Source organism: Noviherbaspirillum sp., assembly GCF_036563305.1.
GTDB lineage: Bacteria > Pseudomonadota > Gammaproteobacteria > Burkholderiales > Burkholderiaceae_D > Noviherbaspirillum.
This window is the reverse complement of sequence record NZ_DATCMQ010000011.1, coordinates 88,703-114,431: the sequence shown is the minus strand read 5'-3', so window position 1 is coordinate 114,431 and position 25,729 is coordinate 88,703. Positions and strand designations below refer to the sequence as shown.

The window sequence follows — 25,729 nt, the reverse complement described above, 5'->3', positions numbered from 1 at the left end:
TCTCATGCGGGCGAGAGCCGGGTCGGCGCCCGGTCCGCGGCGCCTTGCGCCGAATTGCGAACCTCGAAGTTTAACATGGTCAGCAGCAGCACGAGGGCGGCGGCCCCGCCATTGTGGATCACGGCCAGCGCCAGCGGCCACTGCAGGAAAATGGTTGACATGCCGGTGATGAACTGCAAGCACACCAGGATCAGCAGGCGCTTTCCGGTGCGCCGTGTTGCTTCCCGCTGCATGGCCTTGTAGCCGACCCAGGCAATGAACAGGACGACAACGAAGGCAAAATTGCGGTGCACCCAATGGATCGCGGTCAGGGCGGGGAACGGCAGCCAGTCGCCATCGACGGTCTTGCCCAGATGGCGCCACAGCGCGAACCCGTTGGCAAAGTCCATCTCGGGGACGACCTTCCCATGGCAAAGCGGGAAGTCGAGGCATGCCAGCGCCGCGTAGTTGGTGCTGACCCAGCCGCCGAGCGCGACTTGCACGGCCAGCAGGACCATGGCGGCGGCGGCCGACAGGCTCAGCGGGCTGGCATTGATGGCAACCGCCCGGCCGTCCCCGGACTGCCGGGCGCCGAGCCAGGTCAGCATGGCCAGCAGGACCATCCCGAGCATGAGGTGGATGGTGACGATCACGGGCTGCAGCTTGAGGGTGACGGTCCAGGCGCCGAACGCGCCTTGCAGGCAGACGAATACGAACAGCATCGTCGGCAACCCCGGCGAGAAGCGCAGTGCCTGCCTCCGCGATTGCAGCCAGCGGCGCCAGGCAATGACCATGATGGCAATAATCAGCACGCCGACCCCCATCGCCAGGTAACGGTGGATCATCTCGATCCATGCCTTCACGACGGTCACCGGACCGGTCGGCATCGCGGCTTCGGCGGCACTGATGTGCTCGTGCGCCTGCAGCGGGTTGGCATGGCCGTAGCAACCGGGCCAGTCGGGGCAGCCGAGGCCGGAGTCGGTGAGGCGGGTGAAGGCGCCGAACATGATCAGGTCGAAGGTCAGGAAAACCGTGACCCAGACCAGCTTGCGGTACTTGTCGGGATTGTTCGACACCCAGACGATGGCGAGCGGCAGCATCGCGGCCAGCAGGCCCATGATCGCGAGTTGTATCAGCATTGCTGCTCCATCATCCTATGCGGGAAGCCTTCAGCAGCTTGGAAAGGTCTTTCTTCACCTTGTTCGGGTCCGCGTCCTTTGGAAAACGCATCATGAGATTGCCCAGGGGGTCGATCATGTAGATGTGGTCCTGCGGCACGGTACCGTTCTCGGTCGGCAGCCATTTGTTCAGTGCCTGCTCCGGTACCCGGAGGAAGTGCGTGCCGTCGTATTCGCGCATCAGCATGGTCTCCACCGGCTTGTCGTCGGTGACCAGCCACACGCGTTCGATGCGGTCCATGTCCTTGCCCTGTGCCAGGCGTAGCTGGCGCATGTCGTGCAGGCGCTTCCGGCACGCTTCGTCACAGTCCGCTGCGGCGCTGTGCAGCATGATCCACTTGCCCTTGAACGCGTCGAGCGCGACCGGCTTACCGTCCAGGGAGGTGGCGCCGAGCGCGGGGATCGGATAGGCGCGAGGATCGATCAGTGCGCCGTAGTTGGTCCGGCTCTCGGGCTTGATCACATAGTAGGTGAGATAGGACGCGATCATCGGCGATGCGCAGACCGCGAGCACCGCGAACAGCTTCCAGCGTCCGCCTCTTTTTTGCTTATCTTGTTCCACGTCTGAATCCAGTCACTACGAAAAATACCAGCGCCATCAGTGCCAGCGCATACCATTGAAACGCATAGCCGCGGTGCTTCTCGGCGCCGCTAGAAGGCCGCGGCCAGTCCCGCACCAGGCCGTCATCCATGTCCCCGCCCTGCTCGATGATGAAGGGCTGCAGGCGGATGCCCGCGGCGCGCGCGAGCGCCTCGATCTCGACATTCTGGACGATGGCGCCCGGCCTGAGCGGCGCGGCGTCACCGAGTTGCAACACGCGCCCGGTATTGCGCCTGGCCACGCCTTCCACCTGCACCGTTCCGGCCGGCGTCGCGACCTGCGGGATGCGGGTACGTTCTACCGGGTCGCGCGGCAGCCACCCCCTTGCGATCAGCACGTAGCTGTCGCTGCCGGCAGGCTTGAATGGTGTGAGCAGGTGGAAACCCGCTACACCGGCATGCGGCCGGTTGTCGAGGTAGACATGCCAGTCCTGCATGAACTCGCCGCTGGCGCGCACTCGGCGGAACTCGATGTCATCTGGGTGCTGCAGGGCCGAACTCAAGATCAGCGGCGGCGCCGAAGCGCGATCGATCATCCTTGCCTCGATGGCCTCTTTCTCCAGCGCGCGCCGGGTCTGCCACTGCCCGAGCGCGAAACCGAGCGCGGCCACGCAGAGTGCGGCAATGAAGGGAATCCATCTGAAGCGGAAGGTCATTGGCATTACAATGTGTGTTTTCCGATTTCCGCCGCCTTGCTGCCCTTGGCGCGGCGGGCACTGCAGCGCGCCTCGGCGCCCCTGTCGAATCTCATGAAAATCCTGGTCGCCATCGCCTTCATCCTGATCCTTGCCAGCCTCGGTTCCGCGCTCGTTTTCCTGATGCGCGACAAGGGCAAGAGCAATCGCACGGTGAAGGCACTTGCGTTCCGGGTCGGATTTTCCATCACGCTGTTCGTGCTGATCCTGATCGCCCACAGCCAGGGCTGGATTCAGCCCACCGGCATCCGTTAAGCACGCGTCAGCGTCCCTCGGGCGCCGCCTGGCTTTCCAACTACACCTGCTTCGGGCCTGTCGCGCAATCCGACTGCCGCTTGTCTGTCGCGTTCCGTTGCGATCTCGCGCAATGGGACTGATCCCGCCTGTGTTCCCTTGCCGGCCTGACAACCCGTAGCTGCCTGCGGCAAGCGCCAGCGCGATGTCGCCCGCGTATCACGTTTGAAGGCGCACGGCGAGCCGGCGCGCGCCTCAGTAAAAAAGCCGCACCGAGGTGCGGCTTTTGCATCACTGCAGTTTCTGCTCAGAGCCAGTAGACGACGACGTACAGGCCGAGCCAGACCACGTCGACAAAGTGCCAGTACCAGGCAGCACCTTCAAAGCCGAAATGCTGGTCGGCGGTGAAGTGGCCCTTCATGAGGCGGTACAGGATCACCGCGAGCATGATCGCGCCGAGCGTCACATGGAAACCGTGGAAGCCGGTCAGCATGAAGAAGGTCGAACCATAGATACCGGAGGTCAGTTTCAGGTTCAGGTCGCTGTACGCATGCATGTACTCGTACACCTGGAAGCCCATGAACACCGCTCCCAGCAGGATGGTCGCGGCGAGCCAGAAGATCGCCTTGCCGCGCACGCCGGCGCGCAGTGCATGATGCGAGATGGTCAGCGTGACGCCGGAGGCCAGCAGGAGCGCGGTATTAATGGTCGGGATCGGGAACGGACCCATCTTGGTGAACGGGTCGATCGTGCCGGCCGGGGTGTTGCCCCACTGCGGCGAGAAGTCCGGCCACAGGATCTTGTGGTCCAGGTCGGCGAGCCAGGGCGCGGTCACAGCCCGGGCGTAGAACAGCGCGCCGAAGAAACCGGCGAAGAACATGACTTCGGAAAAGATGAACCAGCTCATGCTCCAGCGGTACGACAGATCGATGCGCGGGCCATACAGGCCGCTTTCCGACTCCGCGATGGCGTCGCCAAACCACTTGTACAGCACGACCAGCACGGCCAGAATGCCGACGATGGTTACCGCCGGTCCCCAGCCGAGGCCATTGACCCAGCCGGACGCGCCGGCCATCGTGACCAGCATCGATGCACCTGCGAGCACCGGCCACATCGACGGGCCGGGTACGAAGTAGTACGGCACCTTGGTAGCGTGTTGAGAACTCATCTCCATCTCCCGATACAAATATCAAATTAGTTACTGCGCGACGACACTCTTCACGATCAACAGCAAGGTTGCGATGAAGATCAGCGCGCCGATGATGCCGGCAATGATCACATGCACCGGATTCAGTTGCTGCGCATCCTGTTCATAGTCGCTTTTCTTCCGGACGCCGAAAAACGACCACAACACTGCCTTCACTGTCGCCCCGAAGGACGCCTTGCGCTGCGACGCCTTCTTCAAATCGTCCATATTCAGCTCGATTTCTTGCCCGGCCCACCGATTTCGAAGAAGGTGTACGACAAGGTGATTGTCCTCACGTCCTTCGGCAGCGCCGGGTCGATATAGAACACGACCGGCATCTGCTTTGCCTGGTTGGGGCCCAGCGTCTGCTGCTTGAAGCAGAAACACTCCATCTTCTTGAAGTGCGCCGATGCCTGCTGCGGGGCATAGCTTGGAATCGCCTGCGCGTCGATGCTGCGCGGCTGGGTATTCACCACTTCATAGACGACCTGCGCCATTTCGCCTGGATGCACCTGCATGCTGGAGACCGTCGGGCGGAAACGCCACGGGCCCTGCGCCGTTGCATCGAACTCGATCGTAATGGTGCGGGTCTTGTCGACCTGCGTATTTCCTATTTCCTCGACTGTGACGTCTTTCGGCGTCAACAGGTTGATGCCCGTGATTTCGCAGATCTTCTTGTAGATCGGCACCAGCGCATATCCGAAACCGAACATCATCACGGCGATCACCAGCAGCTTGCCAAGCATTTGCCTGTTGAGCTTGCGGGTTCCGCCAGTATCGGTCCGAGGAGTCATGTCAGCTGAGCCAGATTTTCTTGACGAAAAGGCCGATAAAGAACATCAGCGCAATCGACGCCAGGATCAGGCCTGTTTTCAGGTTATTCGGTTTGCGCGGATCGGGCATCGTTTTCGCGGCGGGCTTGCACCCGCCGCTTCCGTTTTTCTTCCGGTTACTTCACCGTCGGCGGCACTTCGAAGGTGTGGAAAGGAGCCGGGCTGGCCACGGTCCACTCCAGGCCTTCGGCGCCGTCCCACGGCTTGTCGGCCGCCTTCGCACCGCCCTTGATCGACGGCAGCACCACGGCGAACAGGAAGTACACCTGCATCAGGCCGAAGCCGAACGCGCCGATCGTGGCAATCATGTTGAAGTCGGTGAACTGCGCCGGGTAGTCGGCGTAGCGACGCGGCATGCCGGCCAGTCCCAGGAAGTGCATCGGGAAGAAGGTGATGTTGAACGTGATGATCGAACCCCAGAAGTGGATCTTGCCGCGGGTCTCGTTGTACATGTACCCCGTCCACTTCGGACCCCAGTAGTAGAAGCCGGCGAACAGTGCGAACAGCGAGCCGGCAACCAGCACATAGTGGAAGTGCGCGACCACGTAGTAGGTGTCCTGCATCTGGATGTCGATCGGGGTGACCGCGAGGATCAGGCCGGTGAAGCCGCCCATCGTGAACACGAAGATGAAGCCGACGGCGAACAGCATCGGGGTCTCGAAGGTCATCGAGCCCTTCCACATCGTGGCGATCCAGTTGAACACCTTCACGCCGGTCGGCACCGAGATCAGCATGGTCGCGTACATGAAGAACAGCTGCGCGGTCACCGGCATGCCGGTGGTGAACATGTGATGTGCCCAGACGATGAACGAGAGGATCGCGATCGAAGCAGTCGCATAAACCATCGATGCATAGCCGAACAGCGGCTTGCGGGCGAATGCGGGGATGATCTGCGAAACAATGCCGAACGCCGGCAGGATCATGATGTAAACCTCGGGGTGGCCGAAGAACCAGAAGATGTGCTGGTACATCACCGGGTCGCCGCCGCCGGCCGCGTTGAAGAACGAGGTACCGAAGTGGCGGTCGGTCAGGGTCATCGTGATGGCGCCTGCGAGAACCGGCATCACGGCGATCAGCAGGTAGGCGGTGATCAGCCAGGTCCAGCAGAACATCGGCATCTTCATCAGCGTCATGCCGGGAGCGCGCATGTTGAGGATGGTGACGATGATGTTGATCGAGCCCATGATCGACGACGCGCCCATGATGTGCATCGCGAAGATGCCCATGTCCATGCCGATGCCCATCTGGGTCGACAGCGGCGCGTACAGCGTCCAGCCGGCAGCGGTGGCGCCGCCGGGCGCGAGGAAGGATGCGACCAGCAGGATGCCCGCGGGCGGCAGCAGCCAGAACGAGAAGTTGTTCATCCGCGCGAACGCCATGTCGGAAGCGCCGATCTGCAGCGGAATCATCCAGTTGGCGAAGCCGACGAAGGCCGGCATGATCGCGCCGAACACCATGATCAGGCCGTGCATGGTGGTCAGCTGGTTGAAAAACTCCGGCTGCACCAGTTGCAGGCCCGGCTGGAACAGTTCGGCGCGGATGCCGAGCGCCAGCACGCCGCCGGAAAGCAGCATGACGAACGAGAACCACAGGTACAGCGTACCGATGTCCTTGTGGTTGGTGGCGAACAACCAGCGGCGCCAGCCGTGAGGATGGTCGTGCGCGTGGTCGTGGGAGTGATCGTGGGCGTGATCAACTACGGTGGTGCTCATATCAATCTCCTAATGCGATTACTTGCGCGCGGCCAGCACTTCAGCCGGTTGTACGATGTTTTCCTGGGCCTTGTTGGACCAGCTGTTGCGCGTGTAGGTAATCACCGCAGCAATATCTGTCTCGGACAGCGTTCCCTTGAAGGCCGGCATTGCCTTGCGGCCGTTCAGGAGGACGTTGATCTGTTCCGCGCGCGGACCGTTGACCACCGGGGAGCCGTCGAGCGCGGGGAATGCGCCCGGAACACCCTTGCCGGTAGCCTGGTGGCAGGCGACGCAGTTGGCGGCATAGACTTTTTCGCCGCGCTGCTTCAGCTCATCCACGGTCCAGGTCTTGTTCGGATCGTCCGCGAGTGCGGCCATTTCCTTTTTCTTGCCGTCGACCCACTTCTTGTAGTCGTCTTCGCTGACGACGTTGACGACGATGGGCATGAACGCGTGTTCCTTGCCGCACAGCTCGACGCACTGGCCGCGGTAGGTGCCGATCTTCTCCGCGCGGAACCAGGTGTCGCGGACGAAACCGGGGATGGCATCCTGCTTCACGCCGAAGGCCGGGATGGTCCAGCCGTGGATCACGTCGTTGGCGGTGGTGACAATGCGGATTTTCTTGTTGACCGGGACGACGACCGGGTTGTCGACTTCGATCAGGTAGTTGTCGTTCTTGGTGACGGAGGCGTTGACGACCTGCTCGCGCGGGGTGGACAGCGCGGACAGGAAGGAAATGCCTTCGCCTTCGCCCTTCAGGTAGTCGTAACCCCACTTCCACTGCATACCGGTCGCCTTGATGGTGATGTCCGCATTGGACGTGTCCTTCATCGCGACCACGGTTTTGGTAGCCGGCAGGGCCATCCCGATGACGATCAGGAAAGGCACGATGGTCCAGGCGATTTCGACTGCGGTGCTTTCGTGGAACGAGGCAGGCTTGTGGCCGAGCGAGCGACGATGCTTGAGGATGGAGTAGAACATCACGCCGAACACACCGATGAAGATCACCAGGCAGATGATCAGCATCAGATTGTGCAGCGAATAGATTTCCTCGGCGATCCGGGTGACGGGTTGCTGGAAGTTCAGCTGGCGGACGGCGGGACCGCCCTCGCTGTCGACCACTGCCCACGCGGGCAGGCCGGCGGCCAGCAGCGACGCACCGAGCATCAAGGATTGGACGCGCTTCGCAAGTTTCATAATTTCCTCAAAAGCCTTAAATTGGAATTCTGTCCATCTCCCGAACGCGCCACTCCGGGCGCCATCCGGCGTCTGTTCCATTCGTCTGCGGCACCGCTTCCGGTTCCTTCACCCGCGAGCAGGATCGAAAAGGCATCAACGGCAGCTGTTTGCCCTGCCCTGGCCGCTTGCGACAGCAGGGGAGCATACAACAAAAACGATTCCCGATGACAACATCCCCGGATGGATCGCATGGGCCTTCGGCGGCCACGAAAGGAATTGCTACGAAGGACGGAACGCCGCACACAGCCGGAAGAATCGGAAACTGGCGCCGCGGCAGTATCGAGCAATCAGCCTGGAGATATCGCGCGTGGTCGTGAATTGTTGCCTGGTTCGGTCCGGGGAGACGCGTGCACAGCGCAAAACCACGGAAGTATAAGTCGGAATTTGGGCGGTTATCAAGAGGCAAATGTCCTTCTCACACTCTCGCCGCCGGCTTTTCCGGCCTTGCAAAACCTACTTGCGACGCGGTTCGAAGCGGATGATCGATTCGCCACCCGCCGTTTTTGACGGCGCCGGGCGGAATGCGTGCCCGTACACCACCTCGAAAGTCAGCGAAATGCGACCGTCCGCCCCCCGCATTGCCTCCAGCGCCTGCCGCGCGCGCTGCCATGCGGCGCGTCCGAGCAGCGCGCGGCGCCGCGTCAGCAGCGGATTGCCGCCCCATGCCCGGACATCGCGCATCAGCTTGTCGACGTCCTCGTAAGTCACCGTGATGGTTTCCATGTCCATCACCGGCGTGGAAAAGCCGGCATTCACCAGCATGTCGCCGAAGTCGTGCATGTCGACAAAGGCCAGCGTATGCGCATCGCGGTCGGCCTCGGCGAACGCGGCGCGCACTTCCTTGAAGGTGTCCGGCCCGAAACAGGAGAACATGAGCAGCCCGTCGACCGCCAGGATGCGTCGCCATTCGGCGAACACGCGATCGGGTTGCGGATGCCAGTGCAACGCCAGATTGGACCAGGCCAGGTCGACGGCGGCGGTCTGCAGCGGAAGCTGTGCCAGATCCGCGCAGACCAGGCCGGCAGGTCCCAAGTGCGGGGTGCCCTGGCGCAACCATCGACCGAGCAGGCGGCCCACGGCGGAGCTTGCGGCCTGGTGACGGCTTCGTGCCTCACGCAGCAGCCGCTCCGAAGCGTCGAGTCCGAGCACTTCGGCTCGCGGGTATTGCTCCTGCAGGCGTCCGAGGTCCGGGCCGTCGCCACAGCCGATATCCAGCACCCGCCGCGGCGCGATCCTGATCAACGCAAGGCGCTCGTGCATGCGCGACGCGATCTCCCGCCGCAGGAAATCCGAATCGGCGAAATGGCGGGGTGACTGGAACAGCCGACGCACGAGCCCGAGATCGATCGGACCGCTTGCGCTTTGGTCATTGGGTGAGGAAGACAAGTGAAGGCGCGATGCAATGAGATAATGGCGGAGTTTACACGCTTGGCATCCGCCCTGCTCCCATGTTGACGAAAGCCCTACACCGATCGCAACGCCTGTCCGGCATTGTGCGTGCGCTGATCCCGTGCGCCTGCGCACTATGCGGCGGCGAGAGCGGCGACATCGTGTGCGACGGCTGCAACCGCCAGTTCTTCACTGCCCGCATCGGGCGCTGCCGGATGTGCGCGATTCCGCTGCCGGCCGATGCATCGGCAGTGCATATCTGCGGCGCCTGCCTGCAACGTCCGCCCGCCTTCGACGCCGCGGTGGCGGCAGTCGACTACGTCCAGCCGCTGGAGCAGCTGGTGCTGGGCCTGAAGTTCGGCGGCAGGCTGCCGCTCGCGGCGCTGCTTGCGCAGAAACTGCATGCGGCGTGCCAGGCGGCGCAGGTGGCGCGGCCGTCACTGCTCACCGCGGTGCCCCTGGGGAGTGCCCGGCTAGCGGAGCGCGGCTTCAACCAGGCCGCGGAAATCGCCCGGCCGCTGGCGCAGCTGCTGCAGCTGCCGCTCGACCTGCGGCTGCTGGAACGGCGCCGCGACACCCTGCCGCAGGCGCTGTTGCACCCGGACGAGCGGCGCAGGAACATGCGACGGGCGTTCACTGTTGCGCCGTCGCACCTGCGGCAGGTACACGGCGCACATGTCGCCGTCGTGGACGACGTGATGACCACGGGGGAAACGCTGAGCGAGGCGGCGCGCGCACTCAAGCGCTTCGGTGCCGCGCGCGTGACTGCGCTCGTCTTCGCCCGTACCGTTGATTGAAGGAGTGGTGATTGTTTAACGTGGTGCTTGTCGAACCTGAAATTCCGCCGAATACCGGCAATGTGATCCGCCTCTGCGCAAATACCGGCGCCCGCCTGCACCTGGTCGAGCCGCTGGGCTTTCCGCTCGATGATGCAAAGATGCGGCGTGCCGGACTCGACTACCATGACTACGCGACGATGAAGGTCCACTCCGGCTGGGAGGCTTTCCTGCAGTCGGAAAATCCCGATCCCGCGCGCATGTTCGCGCTCACGACGCACGGCGCGACGCCGTTTGCAGGTGTCGGCTTCCGGCCGGGAGATTTCTTTGTGTTCGGTTCCGAAACGCGCGGCCTCGCGCCCGAGCTGCGCGACGCTTTTCCGGCGGCGCAACGGATCCGCCTGCCGATGCGTCCCGAGAACCGCAGCCTGAACCTGTCCAACACGGTCGCCGTCGTCGTGTATGAAGCCTGGCGCCAGAATGGCTTCGCCGGCGGCAGCTGACCAGCCCAATTCACCAAAGGAAGACAACATGCAGATTCGCCCGCTCATCACCTTCATCGCCGCGCTCGGCGCCGCCGCCTGCGTGCAGGCGCAGGACCTGCGGGTCAGCCAGGCGTACGCACGGGCGACCGTGCCCGGCCAGCCGGCCGGTAGCGCCTACCTGACCCTGGAGAACGGCGGCAAGCGCGCCGACAAGCTGGTGGGTGCATCCACACCGGTGGCGAAATCGGTGGAGATCCACACGATGTCAATGGAAGGCAACGTGATGAGAATGCGCGAAGTCCCTGGCATCGAACTGCAACCATCGGCCAGGGTGGAGATGAAGCCAGGCGACGGCTATCACCTGATGCTGATGGGCCTGCGGCAGCCGCTGAAGGCCGGCGAGCGGTTTCCGCTGACGCTGCACTTCGAGAAGGCCGGCAAGCTTGCCGTCGAGGCCAGCGTGCAGGACAAGGCCGCCGCAGGCGGGCATCAGCACGGTCACTGACGGATCCGGCAGCCCCTTGGACGCTTTCAGCGGCCGTGATGGCCGCCGCTGTGAGCCCGATGGCCGCCATGGCCGGCGGGCGTGGCGTCGGCCGCGCCACGTTGCTGCGGCTGCCCGCCCCCATAGCCGCGCAGTGCATCGTAGCGAGCGATCTGCGCCGGCGTGAGGAGCGCGCGCATCGCCAGGTGCGCGTCCAGATGGACGATGCGGAAGTCCGCCTGTAGCGACGCGATTTCGCGCACCAGCGCACGGGTGGATTGCCCGTCCGCCCGTCCGCCCGCATACAGCGCCTCCAGCGCCGCCTCCTTGTCGACGATGCGCCGGCCGATGCCCGCGGCCTCGCTCGCCATCGTGTCATACAGTTGTTGCGCGCCGGCGGCCTGCGCCGGCGTCAGCTCCAGCTGCCGGGCATGGTCCAGCACATGACGCGGCCCCGGGTAGCGGTTCAGCTCGGCGGCCTTCGATGTTCCCATTCCGCGCCCTTGCAGGTAGTCGTCGATTTCCTGCTGCGACAATGCCTTGATCGCGCGCTGCTCCTGCCCCGCATAGGGACTCTCGGCCGCCACCGACGGCGCTGCTGCAGCGAACAGCAGTGCGAGTGTGGAAAAAACAGCGCCCGCCAGCACCGGTTTCGGTCTGTTCTTCATCCTGCCTCCTGGTCAATGCTTGCGCAGCTGCAGCGCAGCGCGTATCTCGCCGGTGTTGACGCCGCGGAAGCTCTGCATCTGCGGCCGCTCCCATTCCGACAGGGGCGAGGCCGCGGTATCCGCGAGCAGGCCAATCTGCTGCAGCACGGCGATCACGGCCGGGTACAAGGCCCGGTTGCTGCCGTCGACCACCTTGACAGCGATGCCCAGGCCTGCGGAGCGCACGCCGATGACCTGTACCGCCTCGGCGCCTACTTTCGCGACCCAGTCTCCCGGGGCGCTGCGCATGAACGCGAGGTCGCTGCGGCCGGTACCCGAGACCAGTTCCGGATGCGTCGTCATCGCGTCGAACAGGAGGGCGTAGAGACTGCCGAACTCCGGATCCCGGGCTCCCTGGGCCAGCCGCGCATAGGCGTGTGCCAGGCGTGACAGCGGCATGGCGAAATTCGGCGCCGAGCAACCGTCGATCCCCTGGTCGAGCGCCTCCGGCGGCAGCCCGGCAGCGGCGGCGACATGGTTGCGCACTGCCTGCTGCAAAGGGTGTCCCGAATCCAGGTAATGCTCCAGCGGCAATCCGTGCTGCACGCAATAGGCGAGAAAGCCGGCGTGCTTGCCGCTGCAGTTGTTGTGCAACTGGTTGAACGACACGCCAGCGGGAGGCAACTGGTCCGTTCCCGCGTAACGCATCGGGAGATGGCAGCCGCAGCGCAGGTGGCCTTCGTCGCAGCCCGACTTGTCGAGCATGCCCTGCACTACCGCCGTATGCATGTCTTCGCCGGAGTGGCTGGCGCACAGCAGCGCCAGTTCACGGCTGCCGTAGCCGAATCTTTCATGGCCGTCGCCGCGCAGCAGGGGCAGCGCCTGGAACGGCTTGATCGTCGACCGGGTAAAGGTCGGGAAATCCGGATCGCCCGCGCTGTAGAGCACACGACCAGCGGTGTCGACCACGGCGACGGCGCCGAAATGCACGGATTCGGCGTGGCCGCCGCGCGTCAGCTCCGCCAGCGGAACCAGGTTGGGAAAGCTGCTCATTGCTTGCGCACCCTCGACAGCAGCTTGCTGGTCGAACGGTCATGCTCGAAGGCGATGGCCACCGCTCGTCCGCCGTAGGCGTTGACGGCCTGCCCTTCCGGGATCGCCGCCATGTCGTAGTCGCCGCCCTTCACATAGATCTCGGGTCGGGCCTCCTGCACCACCTCCAGCGCCGTGTCTTCCCCGAACGGCACCACCAGGCTGACCGACTCCAGCGCGGCAAGGATTGCCATCCGGTCTTCGCAAGCGTTGACCGGCCGGTCGTCACCCTTGCCGAGGCGGCGCACCGACGCATCGGTATTCACCGCCACGACCAGGGAGGCGCCAAGCGCGCGCGCCTGGGCGAGGTAGGTCACGTGGCCGCGGTGCAGGATGTCGAACACGCCGTTGGTGAGTACCACCGGCCGGGGCAGGCCGGCGATGCGCTCGGCGAGCGCCGGGCGGGGACAGATCTTCTTTTCGAATTCGGGCATGGCAAATGAAAAAGGCCGCAGGCGGAATGCCTGCGGCCTCTAGTGTAGCGCTTCGCCGGAAGCGGCCCCCTGCGCGACCTCAGGCCGCCGCGGGCTTCGCCCCGCTCTGTCCGAGGCGGTTCGTGATTTCCTTGCGATAGCGATTGAGGTCCTGCACCGATTCGAAGGTGCGCTCGAACAGCAGCGACATGTTGTGCAGGATCCGTTCCACGACCTTCCGTTCCCATTCGCCATCGAACTTGATCTGGCCGTCGAGCCAGCGCTCCAGCCAGTTCGGGTCGGGCAGGCGGCTCTGCACGGTGTCGTTGGGGAAAAGCGCCTGGTTGACGTGCAGATTGGTCGGGTGCAGCGGCTTTTCGGTGCGGCGTGCGGACGCCATCAGCACGCCGATCTTCGCGAAAGCCGCGCGCGCTGCGTCGCCGGCTTCATTCAGCGCCTTCTTCATGTAGCGCAGGTAGGCGCCGCCGTGGCGTGCCTCATCCTGGCTGATGATCTTGTAGATGTGCTTGATCACCGGCTCCGTATGCCAGTCCGATGCGCAGCGGTACCAGTGGTTGAGGCGGATCTCGCCGCAGAAGTGCAGCATCAGCGTTTCCAGCGGCGGCGCGGGGTCGAATTCGAAGCGCACGTTGTGCAACTCCTCCTCGGTGGGCACCAGGTCCGGGCGGAAGCGGCGGAGATATTCCATCAGCACGAGGGAGTGCTTCTGCTCCTCGAAAAACCAGACCGACATGAATGCGGAAAAGTCGCTGTCGCCGCGATTATCGCGGAGGAACATTTCGGTTGCCGGCAGTGCCGACCACTCGGTGATTGCATTCATCCGGATGGTCTGCGCTTGCTCGTCCGACAGCTTGGAAGCGTCGAACTTATCCCAGGGAATATCCGTTTCCATGTTCCAGCGAACCTGTTCGAGCGATTTGAATAATTCTGGGTACAGCATTACGCACCTTCATGTATGGGTTAAGTGTTTGATTCTACCAAGAAAAGCAGACGAGGCCGGGGCGGGCGACCGCCTCCCGGCGAAAATGGAGCGGCGATTCAGGCCGCAGAATGTGTTTTTGCCATTTTTCCCCGGCGGTCCCGCATGTTTTCGGGCCGGCAATCCAACGATCCGCCCACTGCCCGGGCGTTGCAGGACGTATGACCGCGGCCGGCGCGACAAGTGCCGCGAACCGGGGTCTTACATGCGGAAGCGCTGCAGGGCTGCGTCGACCATGCCCTCGGTGCTGCCGCTGTTCATGCGCTCCTGGCGCAGGAAATGGGCATCGCTGCCGCTGTGGCTGACCTGGTAGAGGTGCTCGAGGGCCGCGGTGCTGCCGAGCTTCTCGGCGTGCGGTTCCAGCTTGCGCAATGTTGCCAGGATGTCTTCCCGGATCGACAGGCTTTCATGCGACTGCGGGTGGACCAGGGTGCCGTCGAGACCGAAACGGCAGGCCTGGAAACGGTTGTAGTTGTAGACCAGATAGTCGTCTTCTTCCGGCGGCGGCTCCGACCTTTCCAGCAGGTGGCTGCACAGGGCCTGGAGATAGCACGCCAGCGCTGCGGCGCGGTCGACCGTGAGCGGCGTGTCGCAGACCCGGAGTTCGATGGTGCCGAATTCCGGCTTGGGCCGGATATCCCAGTAGAAGTCCTTCATGCTGCTGACGATGCCGGTCTCCTCCATGCGGGCGAAGTAGTCGTGGCGGAAGTCGTCCCACGACAGGAGAAAAGGGGCACGGCCGCTGAGCGGAAACGCAAACACCGAATTGAGGCGCGCCGAATTGAACAACGTGTCGCTGCCCTGCGAGTACGGCGAGGACGCCGACAGCGCAATGAAGTGCGGGATGTAGCGGTTGAGCGAATGCAGCAGGTACAGCGCGTCGTCGCCGCTGCTGCAACCGACATGCACATGCTGGCCGAAGATGGTGAACTGCTTGGCAAGATAGCCGTACAGGCTGGAGACCTGCTTGAAGCGCGGCTTGGAGAAGATCTTCCGCTCCGCCCACTTCTGGAACGGATGCGTGCCGCCGCCGCACACCCCGACATTGAGCGTGTCGCCGGCGCGCACCAGCGCGTCCCGGATCTCGTGCAGTTGCTCCAGCAGCCCGCGATGGCCGGTATGCACGTCGGTCGAGATTTCGATCATGCTTTCAGTAATCTCCGGAACGACATTGCCGGGAAATTTGCGCCGACCGAGCAGGTCCAGCATGTCGGGGCTGGCATCGATCAGGTCGAAGTCGCTCAGGCTGACCAGCTGCAGCTCCAGCTCCACGCCCAGCGTCAGCGGATTGGATGTCTTGAATGTTTCGAGCGGCATCGCTTATTGCTCCTCGTCGTCGGAAGTCTCGTGTGCAAGGCGCAGCGCCCACTGCGCCAGGATGGGGCCGCCAATCGCCAGGAACAGCGCCGCGGTGCTCAGGGGCGCCAGCTGGTCGAGCAGATCGACACCCATCTGCCTCGTCTGCAGCAGCAGCAGGACCACCAGTACCGACATCGGCGACAAGGCGATCCCGCTCAGGACCCCCTTGCGCCACGAGGTACCGCTGGCGTGGGCGAAGATGGTGGTGCCGATCAGCTTGCCGGCAAAGCGCGCGGCAAGCAGCGCCAGGCCGATGGCCAGGCCGTTGTAGACGCGGGCCCAGGACAGGCCGGCGCCGATCACCACGAACAGCAGGACCGTCAGCAGGTCGCCGAGCACACCGAAATTGCGCTGCGTCTGGTTGAGCGTGACGCGCCGGTGCCGCGCCACGCAGCCGCAGGTGAGCGCGGCCAGCATCGGCGAAACCTTGAGCGTCTGCGCCAGCGCCGCCAGCAGGATCACTGCCAGCGCGAACACCAGCGTGGCGTCGGCGCCGAGGGTCCCGAGCTTGCGCAGCAGTCCGGGCACGGCGAGGCCGACGACGGCGCCGAGCGCGCCCGATACCAGCAGCACGAGCAGGCTGTTGGAGACGGCGCCCCATGCGCTGCCGGAACTTTCGAAGGTCCACAGGCCCACGACGAGGTTGAAGGCGAAGACGGCGAGGAAGCAGTTGAGCGCACTCAGGTGCAGCGCCCGTTCCGTCACCTGCCCCGAACTGCGGCGCTCATTCACGACCCGCATCAGTTCGGCGGGCGAGGTCGGAATCGCCAATGCGGCCAGCAGCATCGCCTGCAGTCCGGGCATGCCAAGCGCATGCGCGACAAAGTAGACCAGGGCGAAGGTCAGCGCGGCCTCGACCACGCCGCTGACGCCGATCCACAAGTTGGTGCGCAGCCAGCGCAGGTTGATCCGGTAGCCGAACTCGAAGAGGATCAGGCCGAACGCGATATTCGCCAGCAGCAGCATCGCGCTGTCGGAAATCCGGGGCAGGAAGCCGGTCTGCCAGAAGGACAGCAGAAAGCCGGTGAGCGCGTAGACGCTCACCCTGGGCAGGCCGGTGAAGCGGTGGCCCAGCTCGCCGAGCACCCATGCGAGTGCGAATGCCAGCGGCCAGACCAGGTCGGCCGCCGACAGAATGATTTCGGTCATGCATTTCTCCCTTCTTGTTCATCTCGTGCCTTCACTGCAACCGCGCATTGTCTGACGCGGCGCAAACGGGGGCATTGCGAAAGCGCAGTATCGCGCCGGGGACGGGGAGGTTCAGCCGTCCCCGGGTGGAAGCCTTGCCGCGTCCTGCGCGGCGCGCAGCGCGCCGGCTTCATGGATCAGCCTGGTGATCTAGACCAGACGGAAGCGATGGACCTCGGACAGGCGGGTTACCGGGTCCTCGAGCCCGGGCGGGGCCGGCGCAAAGACGAAATTGCCCTGGCCTTCACCGGCGCTGGCGAGGAGGCCTGCCTGCTGCAGTTGCTTCAGCAGGGCCGCGGCCGCCATGTCGTTGATGTACAGCCGATGTGCCAGGCGCCGCGCGTTCCATGCGGGTTACCGTTCGCCGCACCAGCAGCAGCGCTTCGAGGAACGGCACCGACGGCACGTTGTCAAGGACGAAACCGCGCATGTCTTCCGGCAGCGCGTCAAGGCGCGCCATGGCGCCGGTGCGAATGAATGCGGGTCTGCGGGCACCTGGCGGACGCGGGTCCGCTGCACGTGTCTTTCGATACTGCCAAAGCTCCGGGTCCTGGAACGCTCTCGCCAAGCGGCGGCGCGCGGCATCCGTCAAAGGGCATCGCCGGCAAAAAAATCCCCCTTGCTGAAGGGGGGCTTAAAAAGGCGCAATGCCTTCCTCTGTTGTGCAACGTCGTTGCTCTTTGCGTGCGGCCCCGATACGGACGGAACCCCACTTGCCTGCGCCGGCAGGCCGATGTACGGCATGGCACGCCAACGGGTGGCTGCCGCACGGCGCTTGCCGTGCATGCGACGTATCTTGCACCAGTATGCTTAAGGGAAACTTAAGGTCGGGAAGGGCTCAGGCATCCGCCGCTGCCGCCTCCTCGATGCGCGGGCCTGGATGGGAAAGCGGCATGCGCAGTGCGACCAGCAGGCCGCCCAGATCGCTTTGGCCGAGCTGGATGTCGGCGCCGTGCCGATCGGCGATGGCCCGCACGATCGCCAGTCCGAGGCCGCTGCCGCCGGCACTCGTGCCGGGCAGCCGGTAGAAGCGGTCGAACACCCGGCCCCGGTCCTGCTCACTGATGCCGGGGCCGGAATCCGCCACGCGCAGTTCCGCGCCGTCGGCGCCCGCGACGAGATCGGCACGCACGGTGCCGCCCTCCGGGGTGTACCGCACCGCGTTGTCGAGCAGGTTGCGGCACATGATGCGGAGGCTTTCGCCGTCGCCGTTGACGACCGCCGGTCCCGACGGCGTGCGCTGCAGCGAGATGGCGCGGGCGGAGGCCAGCACGGCGACGTCCGCCACCGCCGCATCGAGGCAGGCCGAGAGGTCGACTTCGACCGGGCCGCTCTCGTGGGCCAGCGGATCTTCGCGCGCGAGCGACAGCAACTGCTCGACCAGCCGCGATGCGCGGTCGACGCCGGCCAGGAGGCGGCTGATGCCGTGGCCGCGCGCCGCGTCGTCGCGCGCGCGGGCAAGGGTCTGCACTTGCAGCTTGAGCGCGGTGAGCGGCGAGCGCAGTTCGTGGGCGGCGTCGGCGACGAAGCGCTGCTGCGACTGCAGCGCGCCATCGACCCGCACCAGCAGGGAATTGAGTTCGGCCACCAGCCGCGAGACTTCCTTGGGCACGCCGGCATCGGACACCGGCGCCAGCGAACCGGCGTCGCGCCGCGCGAGGTCGTTGCCGATACGGTTGAGGGGCGCCAGCGCCGAGGTCACCACCCACCAGGCGGCAGCCAGCAGCAGCAGCGACACCGGGATGATCGGCCATACCGACTGCAGCGTCAGGTCGATCGAGCGGTCGCGACGGCTGTCCATCTTCTGCGCGACCTGGATCACGCGGGTGTCGGTGTGCACGGAGTAGATGCGCCAGTCGCCGTTGTCGAGGGTGACGGTGGAGTAGCCGAGGATGCCCTGCTCCGGCAGCGAGCGATAGGGGCGCGACTGGTAGACGCGCACGCCGTCGTCGGTCCAGACCTGGATCACGAAGTCGAAGTTGATCTCATCTTCCTTCTGCGTGGTGTACCAGTCGGGTTGCTCGAAATTGCTGTCCTGCAGGGCCATCGCCATCTGCTGCATGTGGTAATCGAACAGCGTGTCGGCCTTCTTCATCGAGGTGTTGAAGGTCACCGCGAACTGCAGCAGCGTCGCGCCGGCGATCGCGATCCCGAGCAGCAGGATCAGGCGGATGCGGAGCGAGCGCATCATGCGGTCTTCTCGACCATGTAGCCGAGGCCGCGCACATTGATGATGAACTGCTGGCCGAGCTTCTTGCGCAGCCCGTGGATATAGACCTCGACGGCGTTGCTCTCGACGTCGCCGGACCAGCCGTACAGGCGCTCCTCCAGCTGGGCGCGCGAAAGGATCGCGCCCGGTCGGGTGACCAGCGCGTCGAGGATGGTCCATTCGCGCGATGACAGGATGACTTGCCTGTCGCCGGCCATGACCTGGCGGGTTGCGGTGTTGACCTCCACCTCGCCGTTGCGGTAGACGGGCTCCACCGCGCCGCGCGCGCGGCGCACCAGGGCATTCAGGCGGGCGATCAGCTCTTCCAGGTCGAAGGGCTTGACCAGATAGTCGTCGGCGCCGCTGTTGAGGCCCTGCACCCGCTGGGCGATGGTGTCGCGGGCGGTAATGACCAGCACCGGCATGTTGTTGCCGCGTGCGCGCAGGCCGCGCAGCACGTCGATGCCGTCCTTGCGCGGCAGGCCGAGGTCGAGCAGCATCGCGTCATAGGCATTGGCGGCCAGCGCCGCTTCGGCTGCGGCGCCGTCACGCACCCATTCGGCAAGGATGCCTTCGCCCTCGAGCGCGATCTGGATGTTTTCGCCGATCATGGTGTCGTCTTCGACCAGGAGTACTTTCATCGGGGGGAGCGCCGGTTGGGGCGACGAAGATCAGGGAGAGCGACGGATTGTAGGCACGCCTGCGCGGCAAGGGCAAGCAGCATGGCACCCCGTCTTAAGATTCCGCTAAGTATCGGCTTGTAGACTCCAGCCACGGCCCCTTCACGCCGTGTGTTGATAAAGAATCCATTCTCGAGGATGGTGAGGAGACCCGACAGGCCCGCGCTCTGACAGCGCGGGCCTCGTCGTTTTGAGGCCGGCCGAGCAATTATTGCCGAACTGCCGTATCGTTCCGGTATGAGTGCCGCCAGGGAATACCGCGGCGATGATCGAACGGCATGAAACTCCTCCAGCGCATCCGACCCCTGCTTCCCTTCCTCGGCTGGCCTAGGCCTACCCGCGCGTCCCTCCTCCAGGATCTCTGGGCGGGCATCACGGTCGGCCTGGTTCTGATACCGCAGGCCGTCGCCTATGCGGCGCTCGCGGGGATGCCGCCGGAGACCGGCCTGTACGCCGCCCTGCTGCCGGCGGTCATCGGCATCCTGTGGGGCTCCGCGCCGTTGCTAGCGGTTGGCCCGGTCGCGCTGACCAGCCTGCTCACCTACGGTTCGCTCGCGTCGATGGCCGCCCCCGGCAGCGCGTCCTGGGTCGCGCTCGCGATCTGGCTGTCGCTGTACTCGGGACTGATCCAGTTCGCGCTCGGCGCCTTCCGGCTCGGGCGTATCGCCAACCTGGTGTCGCAGCCCGTCATGACCGGATTCATCAACGCGGCCGCCATCATCATCATCCTGTCGCAACTGCCGGCACTGACCGGCCTGGAAGGGGCCAATACGCTCGGGACGCTGTCCGCGGCTCTGGCCGGCGCTGCGCCGCATGTACTGTTGAGCACAGGCTTTGGCCTCGGCGCGTTGCTGCTGCTGTACGCGTTCAAGCGACTGCTGCCGGCCTTCCCGGGGATGCTGGCGGTCAGTGCGCTGGGAATTGCAGCCAGCATCGCCATCGACTACGCCGGCATGGGCGGCGCCGTGGTCGGCGCGATCCCGGCAGGCCTGCCTTCGCTGCACTGGCCGCCCGCGATCCCCCTTGCGAGCCACCAGGAGCTGTGGCCTGCGGCGCTGGTGCTGGCGCTGATCAGCTTCACGGAGGCGATGTCGAGCTGCAAGGCGCTCAGCCGCAAGCGCAACGAGCGCTGGGACGAGAACCAGGAGCTGCTCGGCCAGGGAATGGCGAAGGTGGCGAGCGGGTTCACCGGCGCCTTTCCGGTCAGCGGCTCGTTCTCGCGTTCGGCGCTCAACCTGTATGCCGGCGCGCAGAGCGCGTGGGCCACGCTGGTGGCGACGCTGTGCGTGCTGTTCAGCCTGCTGTTCCTGACCGACCTGATCCGCCACCTGCCAAGGGCGGTGCTGGCCGCGATGATCATGATGCCGGTGTTCTCGCTGCTCGACTTCCGCGCGGTGCGCCGCATCTTCAAGGTGTCGCGGCTGGATGGCGTCATCGCGGTGGTCACGTTCGCGGTGACGCTGTCCTCGATTCCGCGCCTGCACTGGGGCGTGGTGGCCGGCGTCGGCCTGACCATGGGCGCCTTTCTGTACCGCCGCACCGCGCCGCGCATCATCGAGGTCAGCCTGCACGGGGACGGCACGCTGCGCGACCGCGCCCGCTTTCAGTTGCCGCCGCTGGCGCCGGACCTGCTTGCAGTGCGCATCGACGCGGCGCTGAATTTCCTGACGTCCGCAGCGCTGCAGCGCTTCATCAATGACCGCTCCCGGGAAGCACCCCATGTCCGCCGGGTGCTGCTGTGCGCGAGCGGCATCAACGACATCGACACCACCGGCACCGATGCCCTGGCCCAGCTGAAGGCCTCACTCGAGGCCGAGGGCATCGAACTCTACCTGTCGGCGGTGAAGAAACAGGTCACGGAGATGCTGGAAAAGGCGGGTTTTGTCGCGGCGCTGGGGCCGGAACGCTTCTTCCCGACCGACAACGCGGCCGTCGCCGCACTGTCGGGACGGGTGCCGGGCACCCGGGCCTGAACTACTTCGGGGCCTTGGGCGGCGCCGACTCGCCGTTCCTTGCCTTCGACCGCCCCTTCGCGGCCGTTCTGGCGGCCTCCGGCTTCTCCGTTGCCGGCGTCGTTGCCGGTGCGTTTTCCGCCATTGCCGTATCCACTGCCTGCTTGAACTGGTCCTGCAGCATGTTCCACCAGGCGGCGGCATTGACCAGCGGCGCGGTCAGCGCGGCGGCGTCGCTCTGGTCCTTGCTGGTCGGCCGGGGAGCGCCTTCCGCATTCCCGTTGCCGGTGGCTGCGCCGTCGCCGCGCGCGCCGTCGCCGGCTGCGCCGCCGGCGGACCCCGCGGCGGCTGCCCCGGCAAACCCGCCGTCCTTGAACCCGGCATTCATGCCCGCGGCAAAGGTCTCGCCCATGGATTGCAGGGTACTGATGGTCGCCGCCTGCACTTCCAGCGCCTGGATGGTACTGCGCAGCATGCCCATGTTGAGGTTGAGCCAGGATTCGACCGCCTTCAGGTCGGCGATCTTCTTGTTGATCTCCTCCACGGAAAGCGTCGGCATCACGATGCCGGGAATGTTCATGCCGGGAATGCCCGACATGCCGGGCGTCCCGGTCCCGGCTCCGCCGACGCCGGGAATCCCCATGCTGCCCCACAGCTTCTTCACGAATTCGAGGGAATCGGCCATGGCGTCCATCCCCGGGATGTGCGGCATATTCGGCATGTTCGGGTTTGTCATCATCATGCTCCTCTGGCGGGATTGTCCGCTCCGCGGCCGGAGCGGTGAAAACCGCAGTATGCGCCGGGCGCCAGGGGCTGTCATGTGCGCCAGCGCAAGGATGCTGCGGCGCGCCGCGCCGCGCCGCGGATTGCTACACTAGCGGCATGTCCGTCATGCATCCCCGGCCGCATCGCCGCTCCTGGCGCTGGCTGCTCATCCTCGCGTTGTCCGTCTTCACGCACTTGCTCGCCATCGGCTGGGCAAGCGGCCATCTTGGGCTGCCGATGAATGAATCGGCTCCCGAATCGCCGCCGGTCAGCGTGGCGCTGTTGGCGCCGCCGCCACCAGCGCCACCGCCGAAGGCCGCACCGGCGGCAACGCAGCCGAAGCCAAAGCCCCGGCCCAGGCCGAAGCCGCAGCCCCCGGCGCCAGCCGCCCCTGCCGCGGCAGCAACGGCAGCAACGTCGGCGGCGGACGCGACCCCCGCGCAGGAGCCGGCCACGTCCGACCCGGGGCGAACCGGCTCGTCGCCGCCGGAAAGTGCAATGCCGGCGGCACCGGCCGAGGAAGAAGCGGCGGCGGCCAGCCCCTGGCCTGCCGACCCGCCGCCGTCCGCCGCGCTGGAATATGCGGTGACCGCCTTGCGCGACGGCCAGAACTGGCACGGCACCGGGCGCTTCGAGTGGCAGGCAGAGGATGGCCGCTACCGCATCGACGGCGAGGCGAGCATTACCGTCCTGTTCCGGATCACGGTGTTGAACTTCCGGAGCACGGGCATAATCAACCCGTCGGGCATTGCGCCCGAGTTTTACACGGAGAAACCGTGGCGACGGGAAACAGCCGTCACCACCTTCGACAGGCAAGGCGGCAGGATCGGCTTCTCCGCGTCCGCGGCTTCCCACCCGCTGGATGAGGCCGCGCAGGATCGTGCCAGCATCTCCTGGCAACTGGCTGCACTCGGCCGCGGCGACCCGAACCGCTTCGCATCCGGCGGCGAACTCGACATCGTGGTGGCCGGCGCGCGCAATGCGGACCGCTGGCGGATCCGCGTCCTCGGCATCGAGCAGGTGGAGACGCCGCACGGCAGCTACAGTGCGTGGCACCTGCAGCGCGAGCCGCGCGGCCGCCGCGACCAGGGCATCGACATCTGGCTGGCACCGCAGCTCGAATGGTATCCGGTGCGGGTGCGCCATAATTATGCAAACGGAGAATTCCTCGACATGTCCCTGACCGAACTGACGCCCGGCGCACCGCGCCCGAATCCATGATGCGCATCCTTCATACCACGCTGCCGGCCGTGCTGGCCGGCATAACCATCTTCGGCGCCGCCCAGGCGGCAACCTCTGCGCCGGCGGCCAAGCCCGCCGCCGTCCGCCAGAAGCTCAATCCGCCACCGCCCGTCGAACTGCGCTACGCCATCAAGGCGAAGCAGAAGGGCCTTTCGCTGGAGGGCGAGGCAGTGACGAAATGGACGGCTTCCGCCGGCAGTTTCAGCACCACCAACCAGGTCAGGGCGGCCTTGCTGGGCAAGATCCTCGACACCCGCAGCGAAGGCACGATCGACGCCTACGGCCTGGCCCCCGCGGCCTTCCAGGAGAAGCGGATGCGGCGCGACGCCACCACCACCACCTTCGACCGCGCCGGCAAGACCATTCGCTTCAACGAATCCGGCGAGACGGCACCGATCAGGGGCGGCGAGCAGGACCGCGGCAGCGTGCTGTGGCAGCTGATCTCGGTGGCGCGCGCCGCGCCGTCGAAGGCGAAAACCGGCGCGCAGTGGACTTTCGACGTCGCCGGCCGCCGCGACGTCGACCGCTGGACCTTCAAGGCGATCGGCCAGGAGAAGATCAGCACCGGCGCCGGCGAGCTGAATACGCTGCATATCGTGCGCACGCCCCCGGCGGATTCGAAGGAGCAGCAGCTCGACCTGTGGCTGGCGCCATCCATGGAGTGGTACCCGGTACAGCTCCGCTACAGCGAGGATGACGGCGACTACATCGAGCAGACGCTGCAGCAGGTGAAGCGCTAGAATCCGGCTTTTTCCGATACACGGTGTCCGACATGACCATCAACAACGGCGCGCTGGTGCTCTTCAGCGGCGGCCAGGATTCCACCACCTGCCTCGCCTGGGCGCTGTCACGCCATGCCCGCGTGGAGACCATTGGCTTCGACTACGGACAACGCCACGCGGTCGAGATGCAGGTGCGTCCCGCGCTGCTGCAGAAGCTGCGCCTGCTGTCCGCCGAATGGGACCGGCGGCTCGGCGAAGACCATGTTGTCGACCTCGGCGTGATCGGGGCCATCTCGGACACGGCCCTGACCAGCGATACCGAGATCGCCATGCAGGCGAACGGCCTGCCCAACACCTTCGTCCCCGGCCGCAACCTGCTGTTCATGACGGTGGCCGCGGCGCTCGCCTACCGGCGCGGGCTGGATGTGCTGGTGGGCGGCATGTGCGAAACCGATTTCTCCGGGTATCCGGACTGCCGGGACGACACGATGAAGGCCCTGCAGGTAACGCTCAATCTCGGCATGGCATCGCGCCTGAAGCTGGAGACGCCGCTGATGTGGATCGACAAGGCGGCGACATGGGGGCTGGCACGGGAGCTCGGCGGCGCGCCGCTGGTGGACCTGATCCGGACCGACACCCACACCTGCTACCTCGGCGAGCGCGGGGCGCTGCACGACTGGGGACATGGGTGCGGAAAATGTCCCGCCTGCGCACTGCGCGCACGAGGCTACCGCCAGTTTGTCGGCGGGGCCTGACCCAGGCCTATCTCCAGTTCTTTCCCTGCCGGGTTTTGCCCGCCACGGCACGCGGCGGGCCGTAGGCCGGCGCATCGCCCTGCTGGCCGCCTCTCTTGCGGCCGGCATCCGCCAGCAGCCGCACCACCGTCTCATGATGCTGTGCAGTGGCGAGGTCGTGCGGCGTGTCGCCGTGATGGTCGCGCCCGTTGGGGTCGGCGCCGGCCGCGACCAGCATCGTCACCAGGAATCCGCGCCCTTCCTGCGCCGCAACATGCAGCGCGGTGCGTCCCTCGCGGTCCCGGGCATCGACGACGCAACCGGCGGACAGCAACAGGTTGGCCACATCGGCATGGCCTGCAAAGGTGGCGAGGTGCAGCGGCGTGGCGCCGTCGCTGTCCTGCGCGAGCACCGAGGCGCCTGCCTGCAGCAACAGCCTGAGGGCCTCCGTCTTCCTGTTGCTGGCAGCCCAATGCATCGGCGTATAGCCGAGGTCATCGGTAATATCTACACTGCTTCCCGCCCGGAGCAGTTCCCATACGACCTCGTCGGCCCCGTTGCCGGCGGCGAGCGACAAGGGCGTGACGCCGTAGAGATCCTTCTCATCGGGAGCGCTGCCCGCATCGAGCAGGAGCGATACCATCGCACCGCTGCCGCCGAGCGCGGCGATATGCAGCGGCGTCATCCCGTATTTGTCCTTCGCAAGCACATCGCTCCCGCGGGCAAGGAGGATGCGGCTGATGCCGGTATCCGTCAGTCCGGCCGCATAGTGCAGCGCGGTCCAGCCGTCCAGGTCGGTGACGTTGACGCCGGCGCCCTGCGCCAGGCAGGCTTCGATCGCCGCGGCATCCGATTGCATCACCGCGCCGAGCAGCCTGTCGTTGAGGTCCATGGTGCTTCCTTTCGTAGAAACAATGCAGGGCAAGCCGCTACCCTGAGCGCCGCCGGCCGGGA

The 25,729-nt window shown here is 65.5% G+C and carries 29 protein-coding genes; 8 read left to right on the top strand and 21 right to left on the bottom strand.

All coding sequences use genetic code 11. The features are described 5' to 3' along the window. Window positions 1-2: 2 nt before the first annotated feature. Genes VIM12_RS08555 through VIM12_RS08545 form a run of 3 tightly spaced genes read right to left on the bottom strand, consistent with a single transcriptional unit; the run spans window position 3 to window position 2,419 of the window. The gene (locus VIM12_RS08555) at window positions 3-1,118 is read right to left on the bottom strand and encodes a COX15/CtaA family protein (RefSeq protein WP_331941197.1); all 1,116 of its coding nucleotides are present in this window, start codon (window positions 1,116-1,118) and stop codon (window positions 3-5) included. Window positions 1,119-1,128: 10 nt separating this feature from the next. Next, a complete protein-coding gene (locus VIM12_RS08550; protein ID WP_331941196.1) occupies window positions 1,129-1,719 on the bottom strand; it encodes a cytochrome C oxidase subunit I in 591 nt (196 codons plus the stop codon). Next, complete coding sequence (locus VIM12_RS08545; protein WP_331941195.1) at window positions 1,706-2,419, bottom strand: SURF1 family protein; 714 nt, start codon at window positions 2,417-2,419, stop codon at window positions 1,706-1,708. The genes VIM12_RS08550 and VIM12_RS08545 overlap by 14 nt, the downstream gene beginning before the upstream one ends. An 87-nt stretch (window positions 2,420-2,506) precedes the next feature. Between VIM12_RS08545 and VIM12_RS08540 the strand changes: the two genes are divergently transcribed. After that, on the top strand, window positions 2,507-2,707 hold the full coding sequence (locus VIM12_RS08540; RefSeq protein ID WP_331941194.1) for a twin transmembrane helix small protein: 201 nt from the start codon (window positions 2,507-2,509) through the stop codon (window positions 2,705-2,707). 286 nt (window positions 2,708-2,993) lie between these two features. Here VIM12_RS08540 and VIM12_RS08535 read toward each other — a convergent pair whose 3' ends face one another. The 7 genes from VIM12_RS08535 to VIM12_RS08505 all read right to left on the bottom strand — a co-directional run bounded on the left by VIM12_RS08535 (window position 2,994) and on the right by VIM12_RS08505 (window position 9,024). After that, window positions 2,994-3,854, bottom strand: a complete 861-nt coding sequence (locus VIM12_RS08535) for a cytochrome c oxidase subunit 3 (RefSeq protein ID WP_331941193.1) — start codon at window positions 3,852-3,854, stop codon at window positions 2,994-2,996. Between the two features lie 30 nt (window positions 3,855-3,884). Then, entirely contained in the window at window positions 3,885-4,100 is a 216-nt protein-coding gene (locus VIM12_RS08530) for a DUF2970 domain-containing protein (RefSeq protein ID WP_331941192.1), read from the bottom strand. A gap of 2 nt (window positions 4,101-4,102) precedes the next feature. Continuing rightward, window positions 4,103-4,666, bottom strand: a complete 564-nt coding sequence (locus VIM12_RS08525; RefSeq protein WP_331941191.1) for a cytochrome c oxidase assembly protein — start codon at window positions 4,664-4,666, stop codon at window positions 4,103-4,105. A 1-nt stretch (window position 4,667) separates the two neighbouring features. Next, complete coding sequence (locus VIM12_RS08520; protein WP_331941190.1) at window positions 4,668-4,775, bottom strand: cytochrome oxidase small assembly protein; 108 nt, start codon at window positions 4,773-4,775, stop codon at window positions 4,668-4,670. A 46-nt stretch (window positions 4,776-4,821) separates the two neighbouring features. Next, window positions 4,822-6,417 (bottom strand): cytochrome c oxidase subunit I, encoded by a 1,596-nt coding sequence (gene ctaD, locus VIM12_RS08515; protein WP_331941189.1) that lies wholly within the window; start codon window positions 6,415-6,417, stop codon window positions 4,822-4,824. Between the two features lie 18 nt (window positions 6,418-6,435). Continuing rightward, the gene (coxB, locus tag VIM12_RS08510; RefSeq protein ID WP_331941188.1) at window positions 6,436-7,596 is read right to left on the bottom strand and encodes a cytochrome c oxidase subunit II; all 1,161 of its coding nucleotides are present in this window, start codon (window positions 7,594-7,596) and stop codon (window positions 6,436-6,438) included. A 495-nt stretch (window positions 7,597-8,091) separates the two neighbouring features. Then, the gene (locus VIM12_RS08505; protein ID WP_331941187.1) at window positions 8,092-9,024 is read right to left on the bottom strand and encodes a methyltransferase domain-containing protein; all 933 of its coding nucleotides are present in this window, start codon (window positions 9,022-9,024) and stop codon (window positions 8,092-8,094) included. A gap of 62 nt (window positions 9,025-9,086) precedes the next feature. Here VIM12_RS08505 and VIM12_RS08500 point away from each other — a divergent pair, with 62 nt between their 5' ends. From VIM12_RS08500 to VIM12_RS08490, 3 genes are read left to right on the top strand one after another with little or no spacing between them, the layout of a single operon-like run. Then, a complete protein-coding gene (locus tag VIM12_RS08500) occupies window positions 9,087-9,824 on the top strand; it encodes a ComF family protein (RefSeq protein WP_331941186.1) in 738 nt (245 codons plus the stop codon). 11 nt (window positions 9,825-9,835) lie between these two features. Next, a complete protein-coding gene (gene trmL, locus VIM12_RS08495) occupies window positions 9,836-10,306 on the top strand; it encodes a tRNA (uridine(34)/cytosine(34)/5-carboxymethylaminomethyluridine(34)-2'-O)-methyltransferase TrmL (protein WP_331941185.1) in 471 nt (156 codons plus the stop codon). 28 nt (window positions 10,307-10,334) lie between these two features. Continuing rightward, window positions 10,335-10,793 (top strand): copper chaperone PCu(A)C, encoded by a 459-nt coding sequence (locus VIM12_RS08490; RefSeq protein WP_331941184.1) that lies wholly within the window; start codon window positions 10,335-10,337, stop codon window positions 10,791-10,793. 26 nt (window positions 10,794-10,819) lie between these two features. Here the strand turns inward: VIM12_RS08490 and VIM12_RS08485 are convergent, their stop codons facing one another. The 9 genes from VIM12_RS08485 to VIM12_RS08445 form a co-directional block, all read right to left on the bottom strand. Next, a complete protein-coding gene (locus VIM12_RS08485) occupies window positions 10,820-11,440 on the bottom strand; it encodes a Spy/CpxP family protein refolding chaperone (RefSeq protein ID WP_331941183.1) in 621 nt (206 codons plus the stop codon). A gap of 12 nt (window positions 11,441-11,452) precedes the next feature. Then, a complete protein-coding gene (locus tag VIM12_RS08480; RefSeq protein ID WP_331941182.1) occupies window positions 11,453-12,472 on the bottom strand; it encodes an asparaginase in 1,020 nt (339 codons plus the stop codon). Continuing rightward, a complete protein-coding gene (gene rfaE2, locus VIM12_RS08475) occupies window positions 12,469-12,945 on the bottom strand; it encodes a D-glycero-beta-D-manno-heptose 1-phosphate adenylyltransferase (protein ID WP_331941181.1) in 477 nt (158 codons plus the stop codon). The genes VIM12_RS08480 and rfaE2 overlap by 4 nt, the downstream gene beginning before the upstream one ends. Window positions 12,946-13,024: 79 nt before the next feature. Beyond that, window positions 13,025-13,885, bottom strand: coding sequence for a ferritin-like domain-containing protein (locus VIM12_RS08470; protein WP_331941180.1), 861 nt, complete (start codon window positions 13,883-13,885; stop codon window positions 13,025-13,027). A gap of 240 nt (window positions 13,886-14,125) precedes the next feature. After that, a complete protein-coding gene (locus tag VIM12_RS08465; RefSeq protein WP_331941179.1) occupies window positions 14,126-15,241 on the bottom strand; it encodes a YbdK family carboxylate-amine ligase in 1,116 nt (371 codons plus the stop codon). Window positions 15,242-15,244: 3 nt separating this feature from the next. Then, a complete protein-coding gene (locus tag VIM12_RS08460) occupies window positions 15,245-16,432 on the bottom strand; it encodes a cation:proton antiporter (RefSeq protein ID WP_331941178.1) in 1,188 nt (395 codons plus the stop codon). Window positions 16,433-16,621: 189 nt separating this feature from the next. Continuing rightward, the gene (locus VIM12_RS08455) at window positions 16,622-16,777 is read right to left on the bottom strand and encodes a hypothetical protein (RefSeq protein WP_331941177.1); all 156 of its coding nucleotides are present in this window, start codon (window positions 16,775-16,777) and stop codon (window positions 16,622-16,624) included. Between the two features lie 532 nt (window positions 16,778-17,309). Beyond that, entirely contained in the window at window positions 17,310-18,662 is a 1,353-nt protein-coding gene (locus tag VIM12_RS08450; RefSeq protein WP_331941176.1) for an ATP-binding protein, read from the bottom strand. Next, on the bottom strand, window positions 18,659-19,321 hold the full coding sequence (locus VIM12_RS08445) for a response regulator transcription factor (protein WP_331941175.1): 663 nt from the start codon (window positions 19,319-19,321) through the stop codon (window positions 18,659-18,661). Before VIM12_RS08445 ends, VIM12_RS08450 begins: the two co-directional genes overlap by 4 nt. Window positions 19,322-19,638: 317 nt before the next feature. On the opposite strand from VIM12_RS08445, the gene VIM12_RS08440 reads away from it, so the two are divergent. Then, window positions 19,639-21,333, top strand: a complete 1,695-nt coding sequence (locus VIM12_RS08440) for a SulP family inorganic anion transporter (RefSeq protein ID WP_331941174.1) — start codon at window positions 19,639-19,641, stop codon at window positions 21,331-21,333. A gap of 1 nt (window position 21,334) precedes the next feature. Here VIM12_RS08440 and VIM12_RS08435 read toward each other — a convergent pair whose 3' ends face one another. Further along, window positions 21,335-22,054 (bottom strand): PhaM family polyhydroxyalkanoate granule multifunctional regulatory protein, encoded by a 720-nt coding sequence (locus VIM12_RS08435; protein ID WP_331941173.1) that lies wholly within the window; start codon window positions 22,052-22,054, stop codon window positions 21,335-21,337. Window positions 22,055-22,203: 149 nt separating this feature from the next. Between VIM12_RS08435 and VIM12_RS08430 the strand changes: the two genes are divergently transcribed. From VIM12_RS08430 to queC, 3 genes are read left to right on the top strand one after another with little or no spacing between them, the layout of a single operon-like run. After that, entirely contained in the window at window positions 22,204-23,298 is a 1,095-nt protein-coding gene (locus VIM12_RS08430; RefSeq protein WP_331941172.1) for a DUF3108 domain-containing protein, read from the top strand. Next, complete coding sequence (locus VIM12_RS08425) at window positions 23,295-24,059, top strand: DUF3108 domain-containing protein (RefSeq protein ID WP_331941171.1); 765 nt, start codon at window positions 23,295-23,297, stop codon at window positions 24,057-24,059. The genes VIM12_RS08430 and VIM12_RS08425 overlap by 4 nt, the downstream gene beginning before the upstream one ends. Before the next feature lie 32 nt (window positions 24,060-24,091). Beyond that, window positions 24,092-24,796: a 7-cyano-7-deazaguanine synthase QueC gene (queC, locus tag VIM12_RS08420; protein WP_331941170.1), complete on the top strand. Its 705-nt coding sequence runs from the start codon at window positions 24,092-24,094 to the stop codon at window positions 24,794-24,796. Between the two features lie 7 nt (window positions 24,797-24,803). On the opposite strand, the gene VIM12_RS08415 is transcribed toward queC, so the two are convergent. After that, window positions 24,804-25,667 carry an ankyrin repeat domain-containing protein gene (locus VIM12_RS08415; RefSeq protein ID WP_331941169.1) on the bottom strand — a complete coding sequence of 288 codons (864 nt, stop codon included), beginning with the start codon at window positions 25,665-25,667 and terminating at the stop codon, window positions 24,804-24,806. Window positions 25,668-25,729: the final 62 nt, after the last annotated feature.

Bases quoted from the DNA above. Each gene is read 5' to 3' on its own strand.
- VIM12_RS08555 (WP_331941197.1), bottom strand. From the start codon at position 1,118: ATGCTGATACAACTCGCGATCATGGGCCTGCTGGCCGCGATGCTGCCG.
- VIM12_RS08545 (WP_331941195.1), bottom strand. From the start codon at position 2,419: ATGCCAATGACCTTCCGCTTCAGATGGATTCCCTTCATTGCCGCACTC.
- VIM12_RS08540 (WP_331941194.1), top strand. From the start codon at position 2,507: ATGAAAATCCTGGTCGCCATCGCCTTCATCCTGATCCTTGCCAGCCTC.
- VIM12_RS08535 (WP_331941193.1), bottom strand. From the start codon at position 3,854: ATGAGTTCTCAACACGCTACCAAGGTGCCGTACTACTTCGTACCCGGC.
- VIM12_RS08530 (WP_331941192.1), bottom strand. From the start codon at position 4,100: ATGGACGATTTGAAGAAGGCGTCGCAGCGCAAGGCGTCCTTCGGGGCG.
- VIM12_RS08525 (WP_331941191.1), bottom strand. From the start codon at position 4,666: ATGACTCCTCGGACCGATACTGGCGGAACCCGCAAGCTCAACAGGCAA.
- VIM12_RS08520 (WP_331941190.1), bottom strand. From the start codon at position 4,775: ATGCCCGATCCGCGCAAACCGAATAACCTGAAAACAGGCCTGATCCTG.
- ctaD (WP_331941189.1), bottom strand. From the start codon at position 6,417: ATGAGCACCACCGTAGTTGATCACGCCCACGATCACTCCCACGACCAC.
- coxB (WP_331941188.1), bottom strand. From the start codon at position 7,596: ATGAAACTTGCGAAGCGCGTCCAATCCTTGATGCTCGGTGCGTCGCTG.
- VIM12_RS08500 (WP_331941186.1), top strand. From the start codon at position 9,087: ATGTTGACGAAAGCCCTACACCGATCGCAACGCCTGTCCGGCATTGTG.
- VIM12_RS08490 (WP_331941184.1), top strand. From the start codon at position 10,335: ATGCAGATTCGCCCGCTCATCACCTTCATCGCCGCGCTCGGCGCCGCC.
- VIM12_RS08485 (WP_331941183.1), bottom strand. From the start codon at position 11,440: ATGAAGAACAGACCGAAACCGGTGCTGGCGGGCGCTGTTTTTTCCACA.
- VIM12_RS08480 (WP_331941182.1), bottom strand. From the start codon at position 12,472: ATGAGCAGCTTTCCCAACCTGGTTCCGCTGGCGGAGCTGACGCGCGGC.
- rfaE2 (WP_331941181.1), bottom strand. From the start codon at position 12,945: ATGCCCGAATTCGAAAAGAAGATCTGTCCCCGCCCGGCGCTCGCCGAG.
- VIM12_RS08470 (WP_331941180.1), bottom strand. From the start codon at position 13,885: ATGCTGTACCCAGAATTATTCAAATCGCTCGAACAGGTTCGCTGGAAC.
- VIM12_RS08465 (WP_331941179.1), bottom strand. From the start codon at position 15,241: ATGCCGCTCGAAACATTCAAGACATCCAATCCGCTGACGCTGGGCGTG.
- VIM12_RS08460 (WP_331941178.1), bottom strand. From the start codon at position 16,432: ATGACCGAAATCATTCTGTCGGCGGCCGACCTGGTCTGGCCGCTGGCA.
- VIM12_RS08455 (WP_331941177.1), bottom strand. From the start codon at position 16,777: ATGGCGGCCGCGGCCCTGCTGAAGCAACTGCAGCAGGCAGGCCTCCTC.
- VIM12_RS08450 (WP_331941176.1), bottom strand. From the start codon at position 18,662: ATGATGCGCTCGCTCCGCATCCGCCTGATCCTGCTGCTCGGGATCGCG.
- VIM12_RS08445 (WP_331941175.1), bottom strand. From the start codon at position 19,321: ATGAAAGTACTCCTGGTCGAAGACGACACCATGATCGGCGAAAACATC.
- VIM12_RS08440 (WP_331941174.1), top strand. From the start codon at position 19,639: ATGAAACTCCTCCAGCGCATCCGACCCCTGCTTCCCTTCCTCGGCTGG.
- VIM12_RS08435 (WP_331941173.1), bottom strand. From the start codon at position 22,054: ATGATGATGACAAACCCGAACATGCCGAATATGCCGCACATCCCGGGG.
- VIM12_RS08430 (WP_331941172.1), top strand. From the start codon at position 22,204: ATGCATCCCCGGCCGCATCGCCGCTCCTGGCGCTGGCTGCTCATCCTC.
- VIM12_RS08425 (WP_331941171.1), top strand. From the start codon at position 23,295: ATGATGCGCATCCTTCATACCACGCTGCCGGCCGTGCTGGCCGGCATA.
- queC (WP_331941170.1), top strand. From the start codon at position 24,092: ATGACCATCAACAACGGCGCGCTGGTGCTCTTCAGCGGCGGCCAGGAT.
- VIM12_RS08415 (WP_331941169.1), bottom strand. From the start codon at position 25,667: ATGGACCTCAACGACAGGCTGCTCGGCGCGGTGATGCAATCGGATGCC.